We start from the raw sequence: 17,698 nt of genomic DNA, 5'->3' as shown, positions 1-17,698 counted from the left end.
TCTCAGGGTTGATGATGACTGATGGTAACGGCCGAACGGCCTTCCCGCCGGCGCCGACTGGCCTTGGCGCGCTTTCTGCAGCCGAGATCATGGCCGGCTATCGGCGAAAGGCGTTTACTCCGCGCGATGTCGTTGACGACACAATTGCTGCGCTGGAGGCGACGAGCAAGACCTGCAACGCGGTGGTGACGCCGATGTACGAGCAGGCGAGGTCGGATGCCGATCGTCTTACGAAGGAGATGCGTGCGGGCGAGGCCAAGGGGCCGCTCGCCGGCGTACCCGTCACGATCAAGGATCTGGTCTTCGTTGCGGGTGTGCCGGCTTATGGCGGCTCGCCGATGAACAAGAGTTTTGTGCCCGAGGCCGATGCGGCCGTGGTGTCGGCGCTGAAGGCGTCAGGTGCGATCATCACCTGCAAGACGACGACCTGCGAGTCCGGCTACAAGCTGACGGCCGACAGCCCCGTCACTGGCACCACGCGAAACCCCTGGAATCCCGGCCGCACCAGCGGCGGATCGAGCGGCGGCGCTGCAGCGGGTGTTGCTGCGGGCTGTGGACCGATTGCGATCGGCACCGACGGTGTCGGCTCGATCCGCGTGCCTTCATCGTTTTGCGGTGTTTTCGGATTGAAGCCGACATTCGGTCTCGTGCCGCGCTCGCCCGGCTTCTCGCCGCCGTCCTGGGCCTCGCTCGCCCATACCGGGCCGATCACGCGCACGGTTGCGGATGCCGCGCTGACGCTGGAGATTATCGCTGGCTATGATATGCGCGATGCCGCGAGTCTGCCCGTGCCGTCCCGTCGCTTCGATACCAGCGCCGCCCCGTTGAACGGCATCCGCATCGGCGCCAGCGCCGATCTCGGCTATGCTACGATCAGCGCCGAGGTGCGTGCGGCGTTCGAGAAGGCGCTCGCCATTCTCGATTCCTGCGGCGCGCAGGTCACCATGGATGGTCCGGGTCTCGATCCCGGCATTCTGGAGCATACGCTGAAGCCGATCGCCTTCACCGAGCAGGCGGCGGCGGTTGCGACCAAGACCACGGCCGATCTCTCAAGCTCCGAAGCCGATTATCGCGATGTCGTCAGCGCCGGTCGCAGCTACAGCGGTACGGACTATATCGAGGCTGGTTACCGCCGCGGCCAGGCGCGCAGCGCTTTCGTGAAATTGTTCGAGCGCGTCGATGCGTTGGTGACGCCGACAGTTGCGGTAACAGCGTTCGAGGCCGGCCAGATCGGCGTCGGCATGATCGACGGCAGCAAGGTCGATCCACATCTCGGCTGGTCGCCTTTCACCTGGCCGATCAATCTCGCCGGCCTCCCGGCCGCGACGCTGCCCTGCGGCTTTGATCGCGACGGCATGCCGATCGGCCTTCAGATCGTCGCGCCCTGGCTGGATGAGCCCACGATCTTCCGCATCGCCGCGGCGTTCGAACAGGCGCAGCCCTGGGCGAAGTTCTGGCCGAAGCTGGCGTTGCGGGAGGAAGCCCGCGCGCGGGCGAAGGGGTGAGGGAAATCCGCGGTTGGGACCGGCAGGCTGGCGGCGGGCTGCCCCTCGAAAATTTTTTGACCGGCCTCTTGAAACCAACTTGCCTTTTTCTAATTCATTTTTTGCCGCGAGAGCGGTGTGCCGGATGCTCAATCGGGTCCGGCACGGGCGCCGGGCCGGTCTTCGGATCAAGTCTGAGATCTGTCTTGCGCTCCTTCGTATCCATCTTGCTCTTAGGAGGACTTGGTTATGAGGACCAGTTTCGACTTCGCGCCCCTGTGGCGCTCCAGCATCGGCTTCGATCACCTGGCCGACCTCGTCGACAGCACGTTGCGCCAGGCGACCGAGGACCATTATCCCCCCTACAACATTGAGCGTTCCGGCGAAGACCATTACCGGATCAGCCTTGCCGTGGCGGGTTTCGGCGCCAGCGACATTACGGTCACAGCCGAGCAAAATGCGCTTAGCATCGAGGGCCGCAAGCCCGAGACCGCTGCGCGCGAATACCTCTACCAGGGCATCGCCGCGCGTCCGTTCCGGCGCGTGTTCAATCTCGCCGATTACGTCCAGGTGAAGCAGGCCTCGTTCCGGGACGGGCTCCTGATCATCGACCTCATCCGCGAGCTTCCGGAAGCCATGAAGCCCCGCCGGATTCCGATCTCGGGCGGCGCCCCTGCAGCATCGCAGATCGAGCAGAAGAAAGCGGCATAAGCGCTCGATCCATCCAATGGCGGAACGCGGCGCGCGGATGCGCGGGCCGCGCTCCCTGATGCATCAAGGAGAGAACCATGGCTTTTCGTGATCTCATTCCCTGGTCGAGGAACCAGGAGCTCGCGCCCGCGCGCGACAGCTTCGATCCCTTCCTGACGCTTCATCGCGAGATGAACCGTCTGTTCGACGACGTCTTCCGCGGCTTCGGCGGGGCCAGCCTGTCGCCGCTGATGGAGGGTCGTTTCGGCTGGCCGAAGGTCGAGCTCAGCGAGACCGACACGACGCTGACCGTTTCGGCCGAGCTTCCCGGCCTGACCGAGAAGGACGTTCAGGTCGAGATCGCCAATGGCGTCCTGACCGTCCGCGGCGAGAAGAAGGCGGAGCGCAATGGCGAAGGCAGGTACTTCACCGAGCGCTACTACGGCGCCTTTGAGCGGCAGATCCCGCTGGAGGGCGTCGAGGAAGACAAGGCCGAGGCGTCGTTCAAGAACGGCGTCCTGACCGTGTCGCTGCCGAAATCAGAGAAGGCGCGCGAAGACGTCAAGCGCATCGCGATCAACACGCACTAGCGTGAAACGGGACGGCGGCGACGCGCGCCGCCGTTCCATCGTCAATCAATCCGTCTCTTGGAAAGGAGTATGAGGGAGGCGTAAGAGATGACCAATGTGAATCCAAATGCCAGTACGCTCAATCCGCTGTTTCATCCCGCTGCCCACTACGACGCTCCCGCTGACGTCCTGAACGCGGAGGATCTCTCCACTCCGGAGAAGCGGATCATCCTGTCGTCCTGGGCGTCCGACATGTACGCGGTCGAGTCCTGTCCGGCGTTGCGCGAGATTCCCGGCATGGGCCACACCATCCGGCTCACCGACGTCCTGGCGGCGTTGCGCCAGCTCGACGCCGACAATGACAATGATGATCCGCCGCGGGGCGGTGGCGTACCGATGCGATTGCGGCGGCCGTGGGCCGCCGCAAAGGGGCGGCGCCTATGATGCTCACGCAGACCGTCCTGGCACTCGCGCTGCTCGGCTCGGCCTCGGCGGCCTGGGCCGTTCCGTTCCTGGCCTTGCAAGGCTGGGTCACCCCGCTGCCTGACGCGGCGTGAGGTTCGCGAACCTCTTCCGATTTATTTCCGACAATAGCAGGTGACGACGATGAAGGCTGTCCGTTTGCTGTTGCTGGCGATGCTGGTGCTCATGCCGTTGCAGCCTGCCGCCGGCCAAATCCCCGATCTCAGAGCGGGCAGCCCGGTGCCGACCCTCGCGCCGCTGGTCCGCCAGGTGACGCCGGCCGTCGTCAACATCTCCGTGCACGGCCGGGTGCGGGAGGACAATCCGCTTTACCGCGACCCGCTGTTCCGGGAGTTCTTCGACGTTCCCAAACAGATCGAGAAAGAGGTCAATGCGACCGGATCCGGGGTCATCGTCGACGCACAACGCGGCTATGTGCTGACCAACAATCACGTGGTCGAGGGCACCTCCGCCGTTCAGATCACGACCAAGGACGGCCGGCAGTTTTCCGCCAAGGTGATCGGCCGGGATCCGCCCACGGATGTGGCGGTCCTCCAGATCCAGAACCCGGCCGGGCTCAAGGCGCTTGCGTTCGGCGACAGCGATGCGATCGACGTCGGCGACTTCGTGCTTGCGATCGGCAATCCCTTCGGTCTCGGCCAGACGGTGACATCAGGCCTCGTCAGCGCGCTGGGCCGCACCGGCCTCGGCAAGCAGGGCTATGAGGATTTCATCCAGACCGACGCAGCGATCAATCCCGGCAATTCCGGCGGCGCGCTGGTCAGCCTGCGCGGTGAGCTGGTCGGCATCAACTCGGCGATCATTTCGCCTGCGGGCGGCAATGTCGGCATCGGCTTCGCGATTCCCGTCAACATGGCGCGCAAGGTGATGGAGCAGATCATCGCCAACGGCCGCGTCGAGCGCGGCCGCATCGGCATCTCGCTGAAGGACTTGCATCCGGCGCTCAACAAGGGGCTCGTTCAAGGTGCCGTCATCGCCGACGTTGCGGCGGATTCGCCCGCCGAGCGGGCAGGGCTGCGCAAGGGCGATATCGTCACCGGGGCCGACGACCGCCCGATCCGCACCGCCGCGCAGCTCCGCAACACCATCGGTCTTGCCCGCGTCGGCGAGGAGGTGAAGCTCGCCGTGCAGCGCAACGGCGCGCCGCTCAGCATTGTCGTGAGGGTTGCGCCGGCGTCAGATACGAGCCGTGCGGCCGCTGGCGGCAATCGTCTCGTTCGCTGAATCCGATGAGCTTCGCGCCGCCGCCGGCGTGCTGCAAGCCGGCGGGAAAACCCCTTTGCAAACAAGGGCCGTTCTACTGTGCATGGGGTTGTTTTCGAGTTTTTCCGGTCTAGCCCAGCTCGATCGGCGCGCCGCGGCCGCTGAGTTCTTCGTCGAGCCGCAGGTAATGCGCGAGATAATCGTGCAAGGCCGTCGCCGCCTTCGAGGTCGCGCCGCTGGATTTGTAGAGCAGCAGCTCGATCTTCGGCAGCGGCGGCAGGCCTTCGTTCGGTCCGATCTCGCGCATCGCCGGCACCAGCGCGCTGCGGCCGAGCACGGTCACGGCCATGCCGGCAAACGCCGCAGCCTGAAGGCCGCCGACGCTTTCACTGACGCAGGCGATGCGCCAGCGCAAATTCGCGCGCTCCAGCGTATCGATGGCGTAGTCGCGATAGATGTTGCCGGGCGGCAGGAGCGCCAGCGGGATCGGGCGTTCCTGGTGCGCCGCGGATTGCTCGCCCGTCATCCAGACCAGCTGTTCGCGCCGCACCACCTGGCCGCCGGTGAAATCATTCATGCGGGTGACGAGCGCGATGTCGACATCGCCGCGCTTGACGAGGCCGACCAGCGGCGTCGACAGCGCGCAATTGAGCTCGACCTGGACACGGGGAAAGGATTTTCGGAACACGCTGAGGATCTGCGGCAGCATGAACGCGGCATAGAGATCGGGCGTGCCGAGCACGACCTGGCCCTCGATCTCCTGTGATGCCAGTTGCGAGATCAGCTCGTCATGCAACCTCAGGATGGATTTGGCGTAAGTGAGGACCGTGGTGCCGTCGTCGGTCAGCGTCAGCCTTCGACCGGCATGATCGAACAATTGCTTGCCGGTCAGTTCTTCCAGCCGCTGCAATTGCAGCGTGATCGCCGGCTGGGTGCGGCCCAGCCGGCGCGCGGTCTCGGTGATGCTGCCGGTCTCGACCACCGAGATCAGCGACCGGAGCATGCGGATATCGAGACTGATGAGGTTCATGCGGCGTCCATGTCGCCCAGAATTTATGCAAGTTCCATGCTAGGGCTGTCGGGCAAGGGCGTCACCTTGCCCGTGGTGCAGGCGAGGCGGATTTTCCGCCCGCGCGGCCCTTTCGAACAATATTCCAGAAATTTTCGGCGGCGCGGGTCATGCGGGCGCGCGGGCGGAACAGGGAGACGGTGATGGCGATGGCCCAATCCGTCCCGCCGGCGTGCATCAGGCGGCCGCTGTCGAGATCGGCTTGGACCAGGCTCTGCGCAGCCCAGGTAATGCCGCGGCCCTCGCGCGCCATGTCGACCAGGAGCATGACCGGCGCGGCGAAGCTCGGAACGAGAAAGGCCGACGGCTCCTTCACAGCCAGAAACGACGTGACGATGCGTCCGACGCCCGAGCCCGGGTGATAGGCGAGATAGGGCAGCGGCGCATCGGCCGTCCCGGGCAGGGTGTAGCGCGGCTTGGCTTTGCCGCGGCGCGCGCCGCGCGACGGCTTCGTCATCGGCGCGGTGATCGGGATCAGGAGATCGTTCGAAAGCTCAAAACGCTGGAAGCGCTCCATGTCGAGCCGGGTCACAAGCGATGGATGATGATGGGCCAGCAGGAAGTGGGCGTGCGCATCCAGCAGCAGCTTCTCGCAACCGGCAAAGTTGGAAGCGACGAGCTGCACGGCGGAGTCGGCCCGTGCGCTATCGGAATTGCGGATCCATTCCGGAAAGAAGGTCTGCGACAGCGCGTGCGTGGCCGCAAAAGTGATGGTCTCTGCTTTCAGCCGAGCGACCTCGAGCGCTTCCTCGCGTCCGACTGAAACCCTGCGCAGCACGTCTTCCGCAACGGGGCGAAAACTTTCGCCGGCCGGCGTCAGCGTGATCGTGTGTGTGGAGCGTTCGAACAGCGGCGTTCCGAGCCACTCCTCGAGTGACCTGATGCGACGGCTCAGCGCGGGCTGCGTCACATGCCGGCGCTTGGCGGCACGTGAGAACCCGCCCTCCTCGGCGATGGCAAGGAAATCCTCGAGCCAGACCAGGTCCATGATGCAGTTTTGTCCTCAAATCATACCGATACGGCATTAGCGCCTCGGTCGCTGCTGGTCCAATGTAAACGTCGCAAAACCATAACAAGGCGCCACTCCGCATGGCGCGACAATGCGTTGGAGGAAATCAATTGCAGATCGCCGCAACTCCGCTGTCTGAGCCAATATCGGCCCCCGTTTCCGGACGGCGCCGCAAGCCGCTCTGGCGCGAGCAGTATGTTCTTGTGGTCGCCGGTGCCGCGCTCGGCGCGCTGCTTGGCGCTCTGTTTCCGGCCTTTGCAGTCGAGCTGAAGCCGCTCGGCGATGCCTTCATCTCGCTGATCAAGATGACGATCGCGCCGCTGATTTTCCTGGTCGTCGTCACCGGGATCGCGCAGGTCGGCGACATGAAAGCGGTGGGCCGCATCGGGCTCAAGGCTTTTGCCTATTTCGAGGCCGTGACCACCGTCTGCCTGTTGATCAGTTTTGTCGTGGTGCGCTGGGTTCAGCCCGGTGCGGGCGTGGCGCATGCCACCGCGCAGCAGGCCGAGACTGTTGCCCGTTATCAGCAGGCTCATGTCGGATCGCTGTCAGCCTATATCCAGCACATGATCCCCGAAAGCTTCGTCGGTGCGTTCGCGGCCGGTGACGTGCTCCAGGTACTCGTGCTCGCGCTTCTCTGCGGCATCGCCCTGTTGCTGCTCGGCGAGAAGGCCGCACCACTACGCACCGGCCTCGAGCGGATCACCGAGCTGGTGTTCAGCGTCGTCCATATCGTCGTGGCGTTGGCGCCGATCGGCGCCTTCGGCGCCATGGCGTTCACTGTGGCGAAGTTCGGCGCGGCCACGCTCTATGCACTGGCGCTGCTGGTCGGCACCGCCTGGGCGATGATGGCGTTCTTCATCTTTGTCATTCTCGGCACGATCTGCCGCCTCGCCGGCATCCGCTTGATGGACCTCTTGCGCCTGCTCCGCAATGAGCTGCTCGTGGTGCTCGGCACCTCGTCGTCGGAGACGGCGATCCCAGGCATGATGGAGAAGCTGCCGAAGGCGGGCGTGGGGCGTGCCGTCGCCGGACTCGTCATTCCCTCCGGATACTCCTTCAATCTCGACGGCGTCGCGCTGACGCTGCCGCTCTCGACCATGTTCGTCGCCCAGGTCTACGGCATCGAACTCAGCGCTGGGCAGCAGCTCAGCCTGTTCGTGGTGATGCTGTTCACCAGCAAGGGCGCAGCCGGCGTCACCGGCGGCGCGTTCGCCGCCCTGGCCGCGACCGTGATCGCGGCAGGATTACCGGCGGAGGGTCTCGCGCTGCTGCTCGGTATCGACCGCTTCATGTCGCTGGCCCGTGCCATCACCAACACCATCGGCAACGCGGTCGCCGCGATTGTGGTCGCGAAGTGGGATGGGGAATTCAACCGGGCGGACTGGGCTCAGTCCGCCGCTCAAATCCAACAAGCGAAGTAAGGATTCAAGGTCTCTAGTATGGCTACGAACAGCAACGAACTGCCCGTCATAGCGCTGACCCCCGGCGACTGCACCGGCATCGGCCCCGAACAGGTCGCGCGCATTCTCTCCGATAACAGGCTCGCGGATGCCGCCCGCCTCGTCGTGGTTGGCGATGCCCGCGTTCTCGAGATGGGCATGGAACATGCCGGCGTAAAACTGAAGGTCGAGCGGATTGCCTCACCCAAGGCGGCCAACTGGGGCAGCAACGCTGTGCAGCTCGTCGATCTCGGCAACACCGACCCGTCGAAAATCCCTCTCGGCAAGGCCAGCGCCGAATCCGGCCGGCTGACTGGCGAAACGCTGTCGCGCGCAATCGATTTCTCCAAGGCAGGTGAGGTCGACGCCATCACCTTCGCGCCGCTCAACAAGCGCGCGATGTTCGACGGCGGCTGGAAATTTCCCGACGAGCACAAGATGTTCGCGAGCCTGCTCGGCCAAAAGACTTACTTCTCCGAGATGAACGTGCTGGACGGACAGTGGATGTCGCGCGTCACCGGGCATCAGTCGCTGCGCGAGGCGCTGGACGGCATCCATCCGGCCAGCATCACCGAATCGATCGAGCTGGTCGACCGCATGATGCGGAAAGCCGGCGTCGCCAAGCCGCGCATCGCGGTGGCCGCGCTCAATCCGCATGCGGGCGAGAACGGCCTGTTCGGCCGCGACGAGATCGAGATGATCCGCCCCACGGTCGAAGCCGCCGCAAAGATGGGCATCAACTGCACCGGGCCTTATCCGGCCGACACCGTCTACATCCGCGCCTTCGCCGGCGAATTCGACAGCGTGGTCGCGATGTATCACGACCAGGGCCAGATCGCGACCAAGCTGCGCGGCTTCAACCGCGGCGTCACCGTGACCGCCGGGCTCGAGACCGTGTTCACCACGCCGTCGCATGGCACCGCGTTCGACATCGTCGGCACCGGCGTCGCCAAGACCGGCGCGCTCGAAAGCGCGGTCCGTCTTGCTGCGCAACTGGTCTCGATCAAGGTCAAGGAGGCCGCCTATGCACACTGATCGCAGGACCCTGCTCCAGGCGGCGGCCGCGCTTCCGCTCGCCACCGTTGGCGCCAGCTCCGCCTTCGCGCAAGCCCCGGCCGCAACGCCCGCCGCAGCACCCCCCAAGGACGTCACGCGCGCGCTGGCGCACTATCTCGTCACCGCGACATATGAGGATTTGCCGGCCAATGTCCGAAAAGAGGGCGTGCGCACCCTGCTGAACTGGGTCGGTGTCGCCATCGGCGGGTCGCATCACGAGACGGTCGATATCGCGGTCTCGGCGCTCGGCCCGTTCTCGGGGCCGCAGCAGGCCTCGTTGTTCGGACGTCGCGAGCGGTTCGACATCTTGAACGCGGCCTTCATCAATGGCGTGTCGAGCCACATCTTCGACTATGACGACACCCATCTGAAGACGATCATCCATCCCGCGGGGCCCGTGGCCTCGGCCATCCTCGCGCTGTCGGAAATGCAGCCGGTCTCGGGCAAGGAGTTTCTCAACGCGCTGGTGCTCGGCGTCGAGACCGAGTGCCGGATCGGCAACTCGGTGTATCCGAACCACTACGATGTCGGCTGGCACATCACCGGCACGGCCGGCGTGTTCGGCTCGGCCGCGGCCGTCGGCAAGCTCTTGAAGTTGAACGAGCAGCAGATGACATGGGCTCTGGGTCTTGCCGCCTCGCAGCCGGTGGGGCTGCGCGAATCCTTCGGCTCGATGAACAAGAGTTTCAATCCGGGCCGGGCCGCCTCCAGCGGCATCTTCGCGGCGATCCTGGCTTCGAAGAACTTCACCTCGTCCGACGCCATGATCGAGGCCAAGCGCGGCTGGGCCAACACCATCAGCACCAAGCAGGACTACAACGAGATTTTGGGCGATCTCGGCAAGCGCTATGAGGCCGCGCTCAACACCTACAAGCCGTTCGCCTGCGGCATTGTGATGCATCCCGCGATCGATGCGGCGATCCAGCTCCGCAACGAGAGCAAGGTGACCGCGGACCAGATCGAGCGCGTCGACCTCAAGGTCCACCCGCTGGTGCTGGAGCTGACCGGCAAGAAGACGCCGGGCCAGGGTCTCGAAGGCAAGTTCAGCATCTACCACGCGGTGGCCGTCGCGATCGTCGAGGGTGCCGGCGGCGAGAAGCAGTTCAGTGATCGTGCCGTGACCGATCCGACCATCGTCGCGCTGCGCGGCAAGGTGAACCCGGTCATTACACCGGGCATCAAGCCGGAGCAGGTCGATCTCACCATCGTGCTCAAGGATGGCCGCAAGCTCAACCGCTACATCGAGCATGCGATCGGCAGCGTTGAGAAGCCGATGACCGACAAGCAGCTCGAGACCAAGTTCTCCGATCTCGCGGACGGCATCATTCCGACCGCGATGGTCCGTCGTGTCATGGACGCATGCTGGAACGTCGAAGGTCTGGCCAGTGCGGCTGATATCACCAGGATGTCGGTCGCGAGCTGATCGCAAGGGAGAATAGCATGCCGTCACGCCGCCATTTCCTGCAATCCGCCGCGGCGATCACCGCCCTGGCTGCCTCCGGTGCCCGCACGGCGGTTGCGGCGGGACCGGGCGTAACGGAGCGATTGGCCGGCTACATGGTGACCGCCCGCGATCAGGAATTGCCCGCGCAGGTTCTGCTCGAATGCAAGCACCGCATTCTCGATACGCTCGGTGCGATGATCTCGGGTTCGCGAATGAAACCCGGCGCGATGGCGCTGAAGTATGTGCGCACGCTTGGCGGCGATGCGCAGGCCTCCGTGATTGGCTCGGACTTCCGCACCACAGCGGTCAACGCAGCGCTGGCGAACGCGATGTTCGCTCATGCTGACGAGACCGACGATTTCGAGCCTGTGACCAAGGCGCATCCGGGATGCTCGGTGGTGCCAGCCGCGCTCGCGTTCGGCGAGCGGGAGCATCGCAGTGGGCAGGAGTTCGTTCGCGCGGTCGCACTCGGCTATGACCTGACCTGCCGCCTGCTGACGGCGCTGGGCCCGGATCTCGTCCGCGGCTCGCACCGGAGCGCCGAGGGAACGTCATCGACCTTCGGCGCGCTCGGTGCCGCCGCCTCGCTGGCACGACTCGATGAGAAGGAGATGCGCTACGCCATCTCCTATTCCTCGCAACAGGTCTCCGGCCTCTGGAGCTGGGTGAAGGATCACGACCACATCGAGAAGGCTTTTGATTTCGCCGGCATGGGCGCCCGCAACGGCGTCATGGCGGTCGACATGGTCAAGAATGGCCTGACCGGCGTCGACGACGTGCTCGACGGCACCCATAATCTCTTCATCGCACTCTCGACCGATCCGAAGCCGGAGGAGATGGTGAAGGATCTCGGCAGTCGCTTTTACGTCACGGAGACCGCGATCAAGACATTCTCGGTTGGCTATCCCATCCAGTCGCCGCTGGATGCGATGCTGACGCTGCGCAGGCAGCACAGCCTCACGCCAGATAACGTCCGTAGCATCCTGGTCAAGCTGCCGACCGACGCGATGGGGATTGTGGGCGAGAGCGCGATGCCTGACGTCAATTGCCAGCACCTCGTCGCGGTCGCTCTGGTCAAGGGCGCGGTGTCGTTCAACGACAGCCACGATGTCGCGCTGATGCATGATTCAAAGATCCTGGAACAGCGCGCCAAGGTGACGCTGGCCGGCGACAAGGCGCTGATGGATCCGGCGGCGCCGCGCGGGGCTGTCGTCGAGGTGACATTGACCGATGGCAAGAAGGTCGAGCACCTCACGAAATATCCGCCGGGCACCAAGGAAAATCCACTGAGCACCGAAGCCGTCGCGGCGAAAACGCGGGACCTGATCGCGCCTGTGCTGGGCAGCGACAGGGCCGAGAAGCTGATCGATCAGATCGGCAATCTCGAACGGCTTGACGACGTCGGCAAGTTGAGGCCATTGCTGACGGCGTGATGAAGCAATCAACAACAAGACAAACATCAAGGAAGTGCCCATGCGCGGGGTTATGCGACGCACCTTTCTGGCCGCCTGTGCGGCCGTTCTGTTCTCCGGCTTTGCTATGGCGCAGGATTATCCCTCCCGGCCCGCCAAGATCATCGTGCCGTTTCCGGCCGGCGGGTCCAACGACATCATCGCCCGCATCGTCGCGCAGAAGCTGACCGAGCGGAACGGCCAGACCTTCCTGGTGGAGAACCGTGGCGGCGCCGGCGGCAATATCGGCGCCGAGACGGTCGCGAGTGCCGAGCCCGATGGCTACACACTGCTTCTGACTGCACCGCCTCCGCTGACGATCAACGGCTCCCTCTACAAGAAGCTCCCGTTCGATCCGGCCAAGGCGTTTGCGCCGGTGGCGCTGATCGCCTCGGTGCCGATCGTGCTGGTCGTCAATCCGTCGGTGCAGGCAAAGAACGTGGGCGAACTGATCGCGCTCGCCAAGGCCAAGCCGGGCTCGCTGAATTTCGGTTCGTCCGGCATTGGCTCGACCAATCATCTCGCCGGTGAGCTGCTCAAGAGCATGGCCGGCGTGGACATCGTCCACGTGCCCTATCGCGGCGCGGCGCCGGCGATGAACGATCTGCTCGCGGGCCAGATTCCGTTCATGTTCGACAACATGCCGGCGGTGCTGCCGCAGGTGCAGGGCAAGGCCATCAATGCGATTGCGATCGCGGGCGCCAAGCGTGCGGAAGCGCTGCCTGACGTACCGACGGTCGCGGAAACGATTCCGGGGTTCGAGGCCTCGTCCTGGTTCGGACTGGTGGCGCCGGCCAAGACACCTGCGCCCGCGCTTGCCAAGCTGAGCGGCGAGCTCGAGACCATTTTGAAGATGCCTGACGTCAAGAAGCGGCTTGCCGAGCTCGGGGCTGAGCCCGGCGCGGTTTTCGGTCCGGCGTTCGGGCAGTTCATGGCGGACGAAACCACGAAGTGGGGCAAGCTCGTCAAGGCCTCCGGCGCCACGGTGGATTAGGGCAGCGTCATGGATCTCAATCTAAGCGGCAAGGTTGCCGTCGTTACCGGTGGCAGCATCGGCATTGGCCGTGCCATTGCCGCCGAGCTCGCGCGCGAGCAGGCGAATGTCGTGATCGTCGCGCGCGACGCCGACCGGCTCGCGGCGGCAGCGCAGGATATCTCGCGCGACACGGGCCGGCGCGTAATCGCCTGCGCCGGTGACATGACCAGGCCGGACGACATCGCCCGCGCCATGGACGCGGCGCGCGAGGCCTTCGGCCGCGTCGACATCCTGGTCAACAATGCCGGCGCTTCGCCGATGGGCCGGATCGCGGAGACGCCGGATGCGATTTGGGCCAAGTCGATCGAGCTGAAGTTGCTCGGCTACATGCGCTGCGCGCGCAACGTCCTGCCGGAAATGCGCGACCGCCGCTGGGGTCGTGTCATCAACATCATCGGTCGCAGCGGGCACCAGCCGCGCGCGGCCTATATGGCTGGCGGCGCGGTCAACGCCGCGCTGCTGAACTTCACGCTGGCGCTGGCCGAGGAATGTGCGCCTGATAACGTGCTGGTGACCGGCGTCAATCCCGGTCCCGTGCAGACCGATCGCTGGGACAGCCTCATCTCCCAGGGCGCGGCGATCGCGGGGCAGGATCAGGGCGCGACCAATGCCGCTGCGATAGCTTCGGTTCCGCTCGGCCGTGTCGGGCAGCCGCACGAGGTATCCGGCGTCGTCGCGTTCCTCTGTTCAGACCGCGCATCCTTCATTACTGGTACCTGCATCAATGTCGATGGCGGTGGAACGAGGTGTATCTGATGGGTAGCGAACTGCGGAAGATCGGTGTCAGCGAGGATTGCGAGCTTGCGGTTCGCATCGACGACTATCTGCTGCCATGGGACACCAAGCCGCCGGTCGTGATGCTGCACGGGCTCGCCGAAAGCGGCGAGGCGTTCCGGCGCTGGGTGCCGTATTTCGCCACGCATCATCTCGTGGTGCGCCCGGATCTGCGCGGTTATGGCGATTCGACGCCGATGCAGGGCGATTATGTCTATCGCTTCGCCGGCCTCGGCGACGACGTCATTCGGATGCTGGATGCGCTGAAGCTCGATCGTGTCTTCCTGGTCGGCGGCAAGATCGGCGGCACGTTGGCAATGCATCTCACGGCCAAGTATCCGGACCGCGTGATCGCGGTCGCCGCGGTCGGCGCGCCGGCCTCGCTGACCTCGTTCAACGAGCGGGCGCCGACCTGGCGCAAGCAGATTCGCGAGCAGGGCGTCGAGCCCTGGGTGCGCGAGACCACGGCTGGCCGGCTCGGCTCGTCGCTGCCGCCGGCGGCGCTCGACTGGTGGATCAAGCTGATGTCGAAGACCAAGGCGTCGACGCTGGAAGCGTTTCTCCAGATGGTGCCGACGGTCGACGTCACCGGCGAGCTTCCGTCCATCAAGCGCCCGGCGCTGGTCATCACCACGACCGGCTCGGGGCTCGGCAGCGTCGATTCCGTCAAGGTGTGGCAGGAAACGATTCCCGGCTCGAAGCTCGAAGTGCTGCCCGGCGATTCCTATCACGTCGCCGCGACGGACCCGGACATCTGCGCACAGAAGGTTCGCGCGTTCTTCGATCGACTCAAAACATGAGAGACGAGTCCGAATAAGGCCCGCAAAGCGGCCCGGACGAAACACAAAAACGATTGGGAGGGAATGATGAGCTTGAGGCGAATGCTTTCCGTCTATCTCGGGGCGACCGCGTTGTTGCATGCGGGCGCCACGATGGCCGCGAATGTCGAGATATCCGCCAACGACATCGGCGGACAGGTGACGAGTGACAAAGGCCCCGAGGCCGGCGTCTGGGTCATCGCCGAGACCCGGGACCTGCCGACCAAATATGCCAAGGTGGTGGTGACCGACGATCAGGGCCGGTTCGTCATCCCACAGCTTCCCACCGCCAACTACAAGGTCTGGGTGCGCGGCTATGGCCTGCAGGACACGGCGCAGCAGGAGGTTCATCCCGGCAAGCTCGTGGACTTCAAGGCTGTTATTGCTTCGCCCAAAGAGGATGCCCAGAACTATCCGGGCATGTACTGGTATTCGATGCTCGATATCCCGAAGCCGGAAGAATTTCCCGGCACCGGGGACAAGGGCAATAAGATGCCGGAGACCATGAAGTCGCAGGCCCAGTGGGTCGATACCGTCAAGAACATGTGCCAGTCCTGCCACGCGCTCGGCACGCGCGGTATCCGCGAAATCCCCAAGATGTTCACCGACGGCTATGATTCCCATACGGCGTGGGCGGTCCGCACCCAGGCCGGCCAAGCCCAGGAGTACATGGCGACGGTGCTGGCCAGTATGGGGCCGGAGAAGGTCTACCAGCTGTTCTCGAAGTGGACCGACCGCATCGCATCCGGCGCGTTGCCCTTCGACAAGCCCGAGCGGCCCAAGGGCATCGAGCGCAATGTCGTCTATACGATGTGGGACTGGGCAGCGCCCACGCGCTATCAGCACGATGCGATCTCGACCGACAAGCGCAACCCGCGCGTCAACGCCAATGGCCTGATCTACGGGTCGTCGGAGGAAAGCTCCGATCTCGTGCCGACTCTCGATCCCGTGAAGAACGTCGCCGGCACGATCAAGCATCCCTATCTCGATCCGAACACGCCGTCGTCCACCGATGCGCCGCGCGGCCCATCGGCCTATTGGGGCGATGAGCCGATCTGGGACGGCCACACCAGCATCCACAACGTGATGATGGACGAGCAGGGCAAGGTCTGGTTCACCGCGCGGCTGCGTCCGCCGGCTAACCCCGATTATTGCAAGCAGGGGTCGGACCTGCCGTCGGCGAAAGTCGCGCCGCAGGCGACGTCATTGCGCCAATTGTCGCGCTTCGATCCCGCGACCGGCAAATGGGACCTCATCAACACCTGCTTCACAACCCATCACCTCTACTTCGACGACGATGCCAACCAGACGCTGTGGACCAGCTCCGGCGGCCCTGGACTTGGCGGCGGCCTGGTCGGTTGGCTCAACACCAAGCAGTACCGCGAGACGCTCGACGCGGTGAAATCGCAGGGCTGGACGCCGCTGGTCATCGACACCAACGGCAACGGCAAGCGCGATGCATATGTCGAGCACAAAGACCCGGTCGATCCCGCCAAGGACAAGCGCATCGCGGCGTCCTTCTACGGCATCATGCCGAGCCCGGTCGACGAATCGATCTGGGGCCAGGCGATGGACCGCGGCTTCTCCCGCATCGACCAGCCCGGCTACATCGTTCGCGTGATGCCCGGGCCTGATCCCGCCAACACCGCGTTGTCCGAAGTATACCAGCCGCCGGAAGGCACGTTTGGTCCGCGTGGTCTCGACATCGGCCTCGACGGGGTGGTGTGGACGGTGCTGTCCAGCGGGCATCTTGCAAGCTTCGATCGCAAGCTCTGCAAGGGGCCGCTGAACGGGCCGACGACGGCGGAAGGCAAACAATGTCCGGAAGGCTGGAAGACCTGGCGCATGCCCGGACCGCAGTTCAAGGGATTAGATGCCAACGGCAGCGCCAACCACGCCTATTATGTCTGGGTCGACCGTTACAACACGTTCGGCCTCGGTGCGAACGTGCCGATCGCCAGCGCCAATGGCAGTGAGTCGCTGCTGGCGCTGGTCAGCGGGCAGTTGGTCAACCTGCGCAATCCATACCCGCTCGGTTTCTTCACCAAGAATGTCGATGGCCGGATCGACGACCCCGACACCGGCTGGAAGGGCCGCGGCCTGTGGAGCACGACCGGAACGCGGGCGAGCTTCCACGGGGAAGGCGGCAAGGAGTCCTCGCCTAAAGTCTACAAGGTGCAGATGCGGCCTGATCCATTGGCCCATTGAGTGTTTCGCCCTAAGAATAGCCACGCAGGAAACGAGTGCCCAAGCCAGGAACAGAACCATGACAAAGACCTCTCGACGTGACGTGCTCACGGCCGCAGCCGCGATGACTGCGGCCGGCTTCGCCGACGCCGCGCCAGCCGTAGCGCAGGCCGCACCCAAGCCGATCTTCGCGGTGCCGATGGTCGCGATCCCGATCGTCGGCGAAACCAGTGTGTTCCAGGTCCGCCGCATCTACTGCATCGGCCGCAACTACGCCGCGCATGCGATCGAGCGCGGCTCGGATCCGAACCGCGAGCCGCCGTTCTTCTTCCAAAAGCCGACCGACGCGATCCAGAACGTCGCGGTCGGCGAGGTCGCGGACCATCCCTATCCGTCGCTGACCAAGAACTATCACCACGAGGTCGAGCTGGTTGCCGCACTGAAATCGGGCGGCAGCAACATCCCGGCGGACAAGGCGCTTGAGCATGTCTATGGCTACGCGCTCGGCCTCGACATGACACGGCGTGATCTCCAGAACGGCATGGCCGCGGAAAAGAAGCCGTGGGAGATCGGCAAGAGCTTTGACCACGCGGCGGTGATCGGACCGATCCACCCCGCGAGCAAGACCGGCCATTTCGAGAAAGGCGCGATTTCGCTCGCGATCAACGGCACGGTGAAGCAGAGCTCGGATCTCAGCAAGATGATCTGGAGCGTCGCCGAGCAGATCGCAAAGCTGTCGGAAGCGTTCGAGCTGAAGGCCGGCGACATCATCTATTCCGGCACGCCGGAGAATGTCGGCCCGGTGGTGAAGGGCGATGTGCTCCTGTGCAAGCTCGAGGGCCTGCCGGATATGTCGATCAAGATTGTCTGACTTTTCGCCTCTCCCCGCACGCGGGGAGAGGCCGACGCGCAAAGCGCGGCGGGTGAGGGGACTCTCTGCGAGTCTCACTGTCACCATCGTTGCGGAAGCAGCCCCTCACCCC

Annotated in this window: 16 protein-coding genes; 14 read left to right on the top strand and 2 right to left on the bottom strand. The window is 64.6% G+C overall.

The genetic code is table 11. The features are described from left to right. The first annotated feature begins 14 nt into the window (after positions 1-14). The 5 genes from IVB29_RS19880 (at position 15) to IVB29_RS19860 (ending at position 4,450) form a co-directional block, all read left to right on the top strand. Positions 15-1,505 (top strand): amidase, encoded by a 1,491-nt coding sequence (locus tag IVB29_RS19880; RefSeq protein WP_247505148.1) that lies wholly within the window; start codon positions 15-17, stop codon positions 1,503-1,505. A 228-nt stretch (positions 1,506-1,733) separates the two neighbouring features. Then, entirely contained in the window at positions 1,734-2,195 is a 462-nt protein-coding gene (locus IVB29_RS19875; RefSeq protein ID WP_247505052.1) for an Hsp20 family protein, read from the top strand. 77 nt (positions 2,196-2,272) lie between these two features. After that, a complete protein-coding gene (locus IVB29_RS19870) occupies positions 2,273-2,764 on the top strand; it encodes an Hsp20/alpha crystallin family protein (RefSeq protein WP_247505051.1) in 492 nt (163 codons plus the stop codon). An 87-nt stretch (positions 2,765-2,851) separates the two neighbouring features. Next, positions 2,852-3,187, top strand: coding sequence for a hypothetical protein (locus tag IVB29_RS19865; RefSeq protein WP_247505050.1), 336 nt, complete (start codon positions 2,852-2,854; stop codon positions 3,185-3,187). A 162-nt stretch (positions 3,188-3,349) separates the two neighbouring features. Next, the gene (locus IVB29_RS19860) at positions 3,350-4,450 is read left to right on the top strand and encodes a trypsin-like peptidase domain-containing protein (RefSeq protein ID WP_247505049.1); all 1,101 of its coding nucleotides are present in this window, start codon (positions 3,350-3,352) and stop codon (positions 4,448-4,450) included. A 109-nt stretch (positions 4,451-4,559) separates the two neighbouring features. On the opposite strand, the gene IVB29_RS19855 is transcribed toward IVB29_RS19860, so the two are convergent. Then, on the bottom strand, positions 4,560-5,459 hold the full coding sequence (locus tag IVB29_RS19855; protein WP_247505048.1) for a LysR substrate-binding domain-containing protein: 900 nt from the start codon (positions 5,457-5,459) through the stop codon (positions 4,560-4,562). Between the two features lie 61 nt (positions 5,460-5,520). Next, positions 5,521-6,486 (bottom strand): LysR family transcriptional regulator, encoded by a 966-nt coding sequence (locus IVB29_RS19850; protein ID WP_247505047.1) that lies wholly within the window; start codon positions 6,484-6,486, stop codon positions 5,521-5,523. Between the two features lie 131 nt (positions 6,487-6,617). Between IVB29_RS19850 and IVB29_RS19845 the strand changes: the two genes are divergently transcribed. The 9 genes from IVB29_RS19845 to IVB29_RS19805 all read left to right on the top strand — a co-directional run bounded on the left by IVB29_RS19845 (position 6,618) and on the right by IVB29_RS19805 (position 17,586). After that, positions 6,618-7,931, top strand: coding sequence for a cation:dicarboxylase symporter family transporter (locus IVB29_RS19845; protein ID WP_247505046.1), 1,314 nt, complete (start codon positions 6,618-6,620; stop codon positions 7,929-7,931). An 18-nt stretch (positions 7,932-7,949) separates the two neighbouring features. Next, positions 7,950-8,984 (top strand): 4-hydroxythreonine-4-phosphate dehydrogenase PdxA, encoded by a 1,035-nt coding sequence (locus IVB29_RS19840; protein ID WP_247505045.1) that lies wholly within the window; start codon positions 7,950-7,952, stop codon positions 8,982-8,984. Continuing rightward, on the top strand, positions 8,974-10,428 hold the full coding sequence (locus tag IVB29_RS19835; RefSeq protein WP_247505044.1) for an MmgE/PrpD family protein: 1,455 nt from the start codon (positions 8,974-8,976) through the stop codon (positions 10,426-10,428). Before IVB29_RS19840 ends, IVB29_RS19835 begins: the two co-directional genes overlap by 11 nt. A gap of 17 nt (positions 10,429-10,445) precedes the next feature. Then, positions 10,446-11,882 carry an MmgE/PrpD family protein gene (locus IVB29_RS19830; protein WP_247505043.1) on the top strand — a complete coding sequence of 479 codons (1,437 nt, stop codon included), beginning with the start codon at positions 10,446-10,448 and terminating at the stop codon, positions 11,880-11,882. Positions 11,883-11,922: 40 nt separating this feature from the next. Beyond that, positions 11,923-12,894 (top strand): tripartite tricarboxylate transporter substrate binding protein, encoded by a 972-nt coding sequence (locus tag IVB29_RS19825; RefSeq protein ID WP_247505042.1) that lies wholly within the window; start codon positions 11,923-11,925, stop codon positions 12,892-12,894. A gap of 9 nt (positions 12,895-12,903) precedes the next feature. Next, the gene (locus tag IVB29_RS19820; protein WP_247505041.1) at positions 12,904-13,692 is read left to right on the top strand and encodes an SDR family NAD(P)-dependent oxidoreductase; all 789 of its coding nucleotides are present in this window, start codon (positions 12,904-12,906) and stop codon (positions 13,690-13,692) included. Then, positions 13,692-14,510 carry an alpha/beta hydrolase gene (locus IVB29_RS19815; RefSeq protein ID WP_247505040.1) on the top strand — a complete coding sequence of 273 codons (819 nt, stop codon included), beginning with the start codon at positions 13,692-13,694 and terminating at the stop codon, positions 14,508-14,510. The genes IVB29_RS19820 and IVB29_RS19815 overlap by 1 nt, the downstream gene beginning before the upstream one ends. Before the next feature lie 81 nt (positions 14,511-14,591). Further along, entirely contained in the window at positions 14,592-16,736 is a 2,145-nt protein-coding gene (locus tag IVB29_RS19810; RefSeq protein ID WP_247505039.1) for a carboxypeptidase-like regulatory domain-containing protein, read from the top strand. Positions 16,737-16,794: 58 nt separating this feature from the next. Beyond that, complete coding sequence (locus tag IVB29_RS19805) at positions 16,795-17,586, top strand: fumarylacetoacetate hydrolase family protein (RefSeq protein ID WP_247505038.1); 792 nt, start codon at positions 16,795-16,797, stop codon at positions 17,584-17,586. Positions 17,587-17,698 lie beyond the last annotated feature (112 nt).

This window comes from Bradyrhizobium sp. 1 (genome assembly GCF_023073315.1).
GTDB lineage: Bacteria > Pseudomonadota > Alphaproteobacteria > Rhizobiales > Xanthobacteraceae > Bradyrhizobium.
The sequence above is the reverse complement of the archived record's forward strand: the minus strand, read 5'-3'. Positions and strand labels throughout refer to the sequence as shown.

Coding starts and splice junctions, on each gene's coding strand:
- IVB29_RS19815 (WP_247505040.1), top strand. CDS start 13,692: ATGGGTAGCGAACTGCGGAAGATCGGTGTCAGCGAGGATTGCGAGCTT.
- IVB29_RS19830 (WP_247505043.1), top strand. CDS start 10,446: ATGCCGTCACGCCGCCATTTCCTGCAATCCGCCGCGGCGATCACCGCC.
- IVB29_RS19805 (WP_247505038.1), top strand. CDS start 16,795: ATGACAAAGACCTCTCGACGTGACGTGCTCACGGCCGCAGCCGCGATG.
- IVB29_RS19860 (WP_247505049.1), top strand. CDS start 3,350: ATGAAGGCTGTCCGTTTGCTGTTGCTGGCGATGCTGGTGCTCATGCCG.
- IVB29_RS19865 (WP_247505050.1), top strand. CDS start 2,852: ATGACCAATGTGAATCCAAATGCCAGTACGCTCAATCCGCTGTTTCAT.
- IVB29_RS19835 (WP_247505044.1), top strand. CDS start 8,974: ATGCACACTGATCGCAGGACCCTGCTCCAGGCGGCGGCCGCGCTTCCG.
- IVB29_RS19840 (WP_247505045.1), top strand. CDS start 7,950: ATGGCTACGAACAGCAACGAACTGCCCGTCATAGCGCTGACCCCCGGC.
- IVB29_RS19855 (WP_247505048.1), bottom strand. CDS start 5,459: ATGAACCTCATCAGTCTCGATATCCGCATGCTCCGGTCGCTGATCTCG.
- IVB29_RS19875 (WP_247505052.1), top strand. CDS start 1,734: ATGAGGACCAGTTTCGACTTCGCGCCCCTGTGGCGCTCCAGCATCGGC.
- IVB29_RS19880 (WP_247505148.1), top strand. CDS start 15: ATGACTGATGGTAACGGCCGAACGGCCTTCCCGCCGGCGCCGACTGGC.
- IVB29_RS19825 (WP_247505042.1), top strand. CDS start 11,923: ATGCGCGGGGTTATGCGACGCACCTTTCTGGCCGCCTGTGCGGCCGTT.
- IVB29_RS19810 (WP_247505039.1), top strand. CDS start 14,592: ATGCTTTCCGTCTATCTCGGGGCGACCGCGTTGTTGCATGCGGGCGCC.
- IVB29_RS19820 (WP_247505041.1), top strand. CDS start 12,904: ATGGATCTCAATCTAAGCGGCAAGGTTGCCGTCGTTACCGGTGGCAGC.
- IVB29_RS19870 (WP_247505051.1), top strand. CDS start 2,273: ATGGCTTTTCGTGATCTCATTCCCTGGTCGAGGAACCAGGAGCTCGCG.
- IVB29_RS19850 (WP_247505047.1), bottom strand. CDS start 6,486: ATGGACCTGGTCTGGCTCGAGGATTTCCTTGCCATCGCCGAGGAGGGC.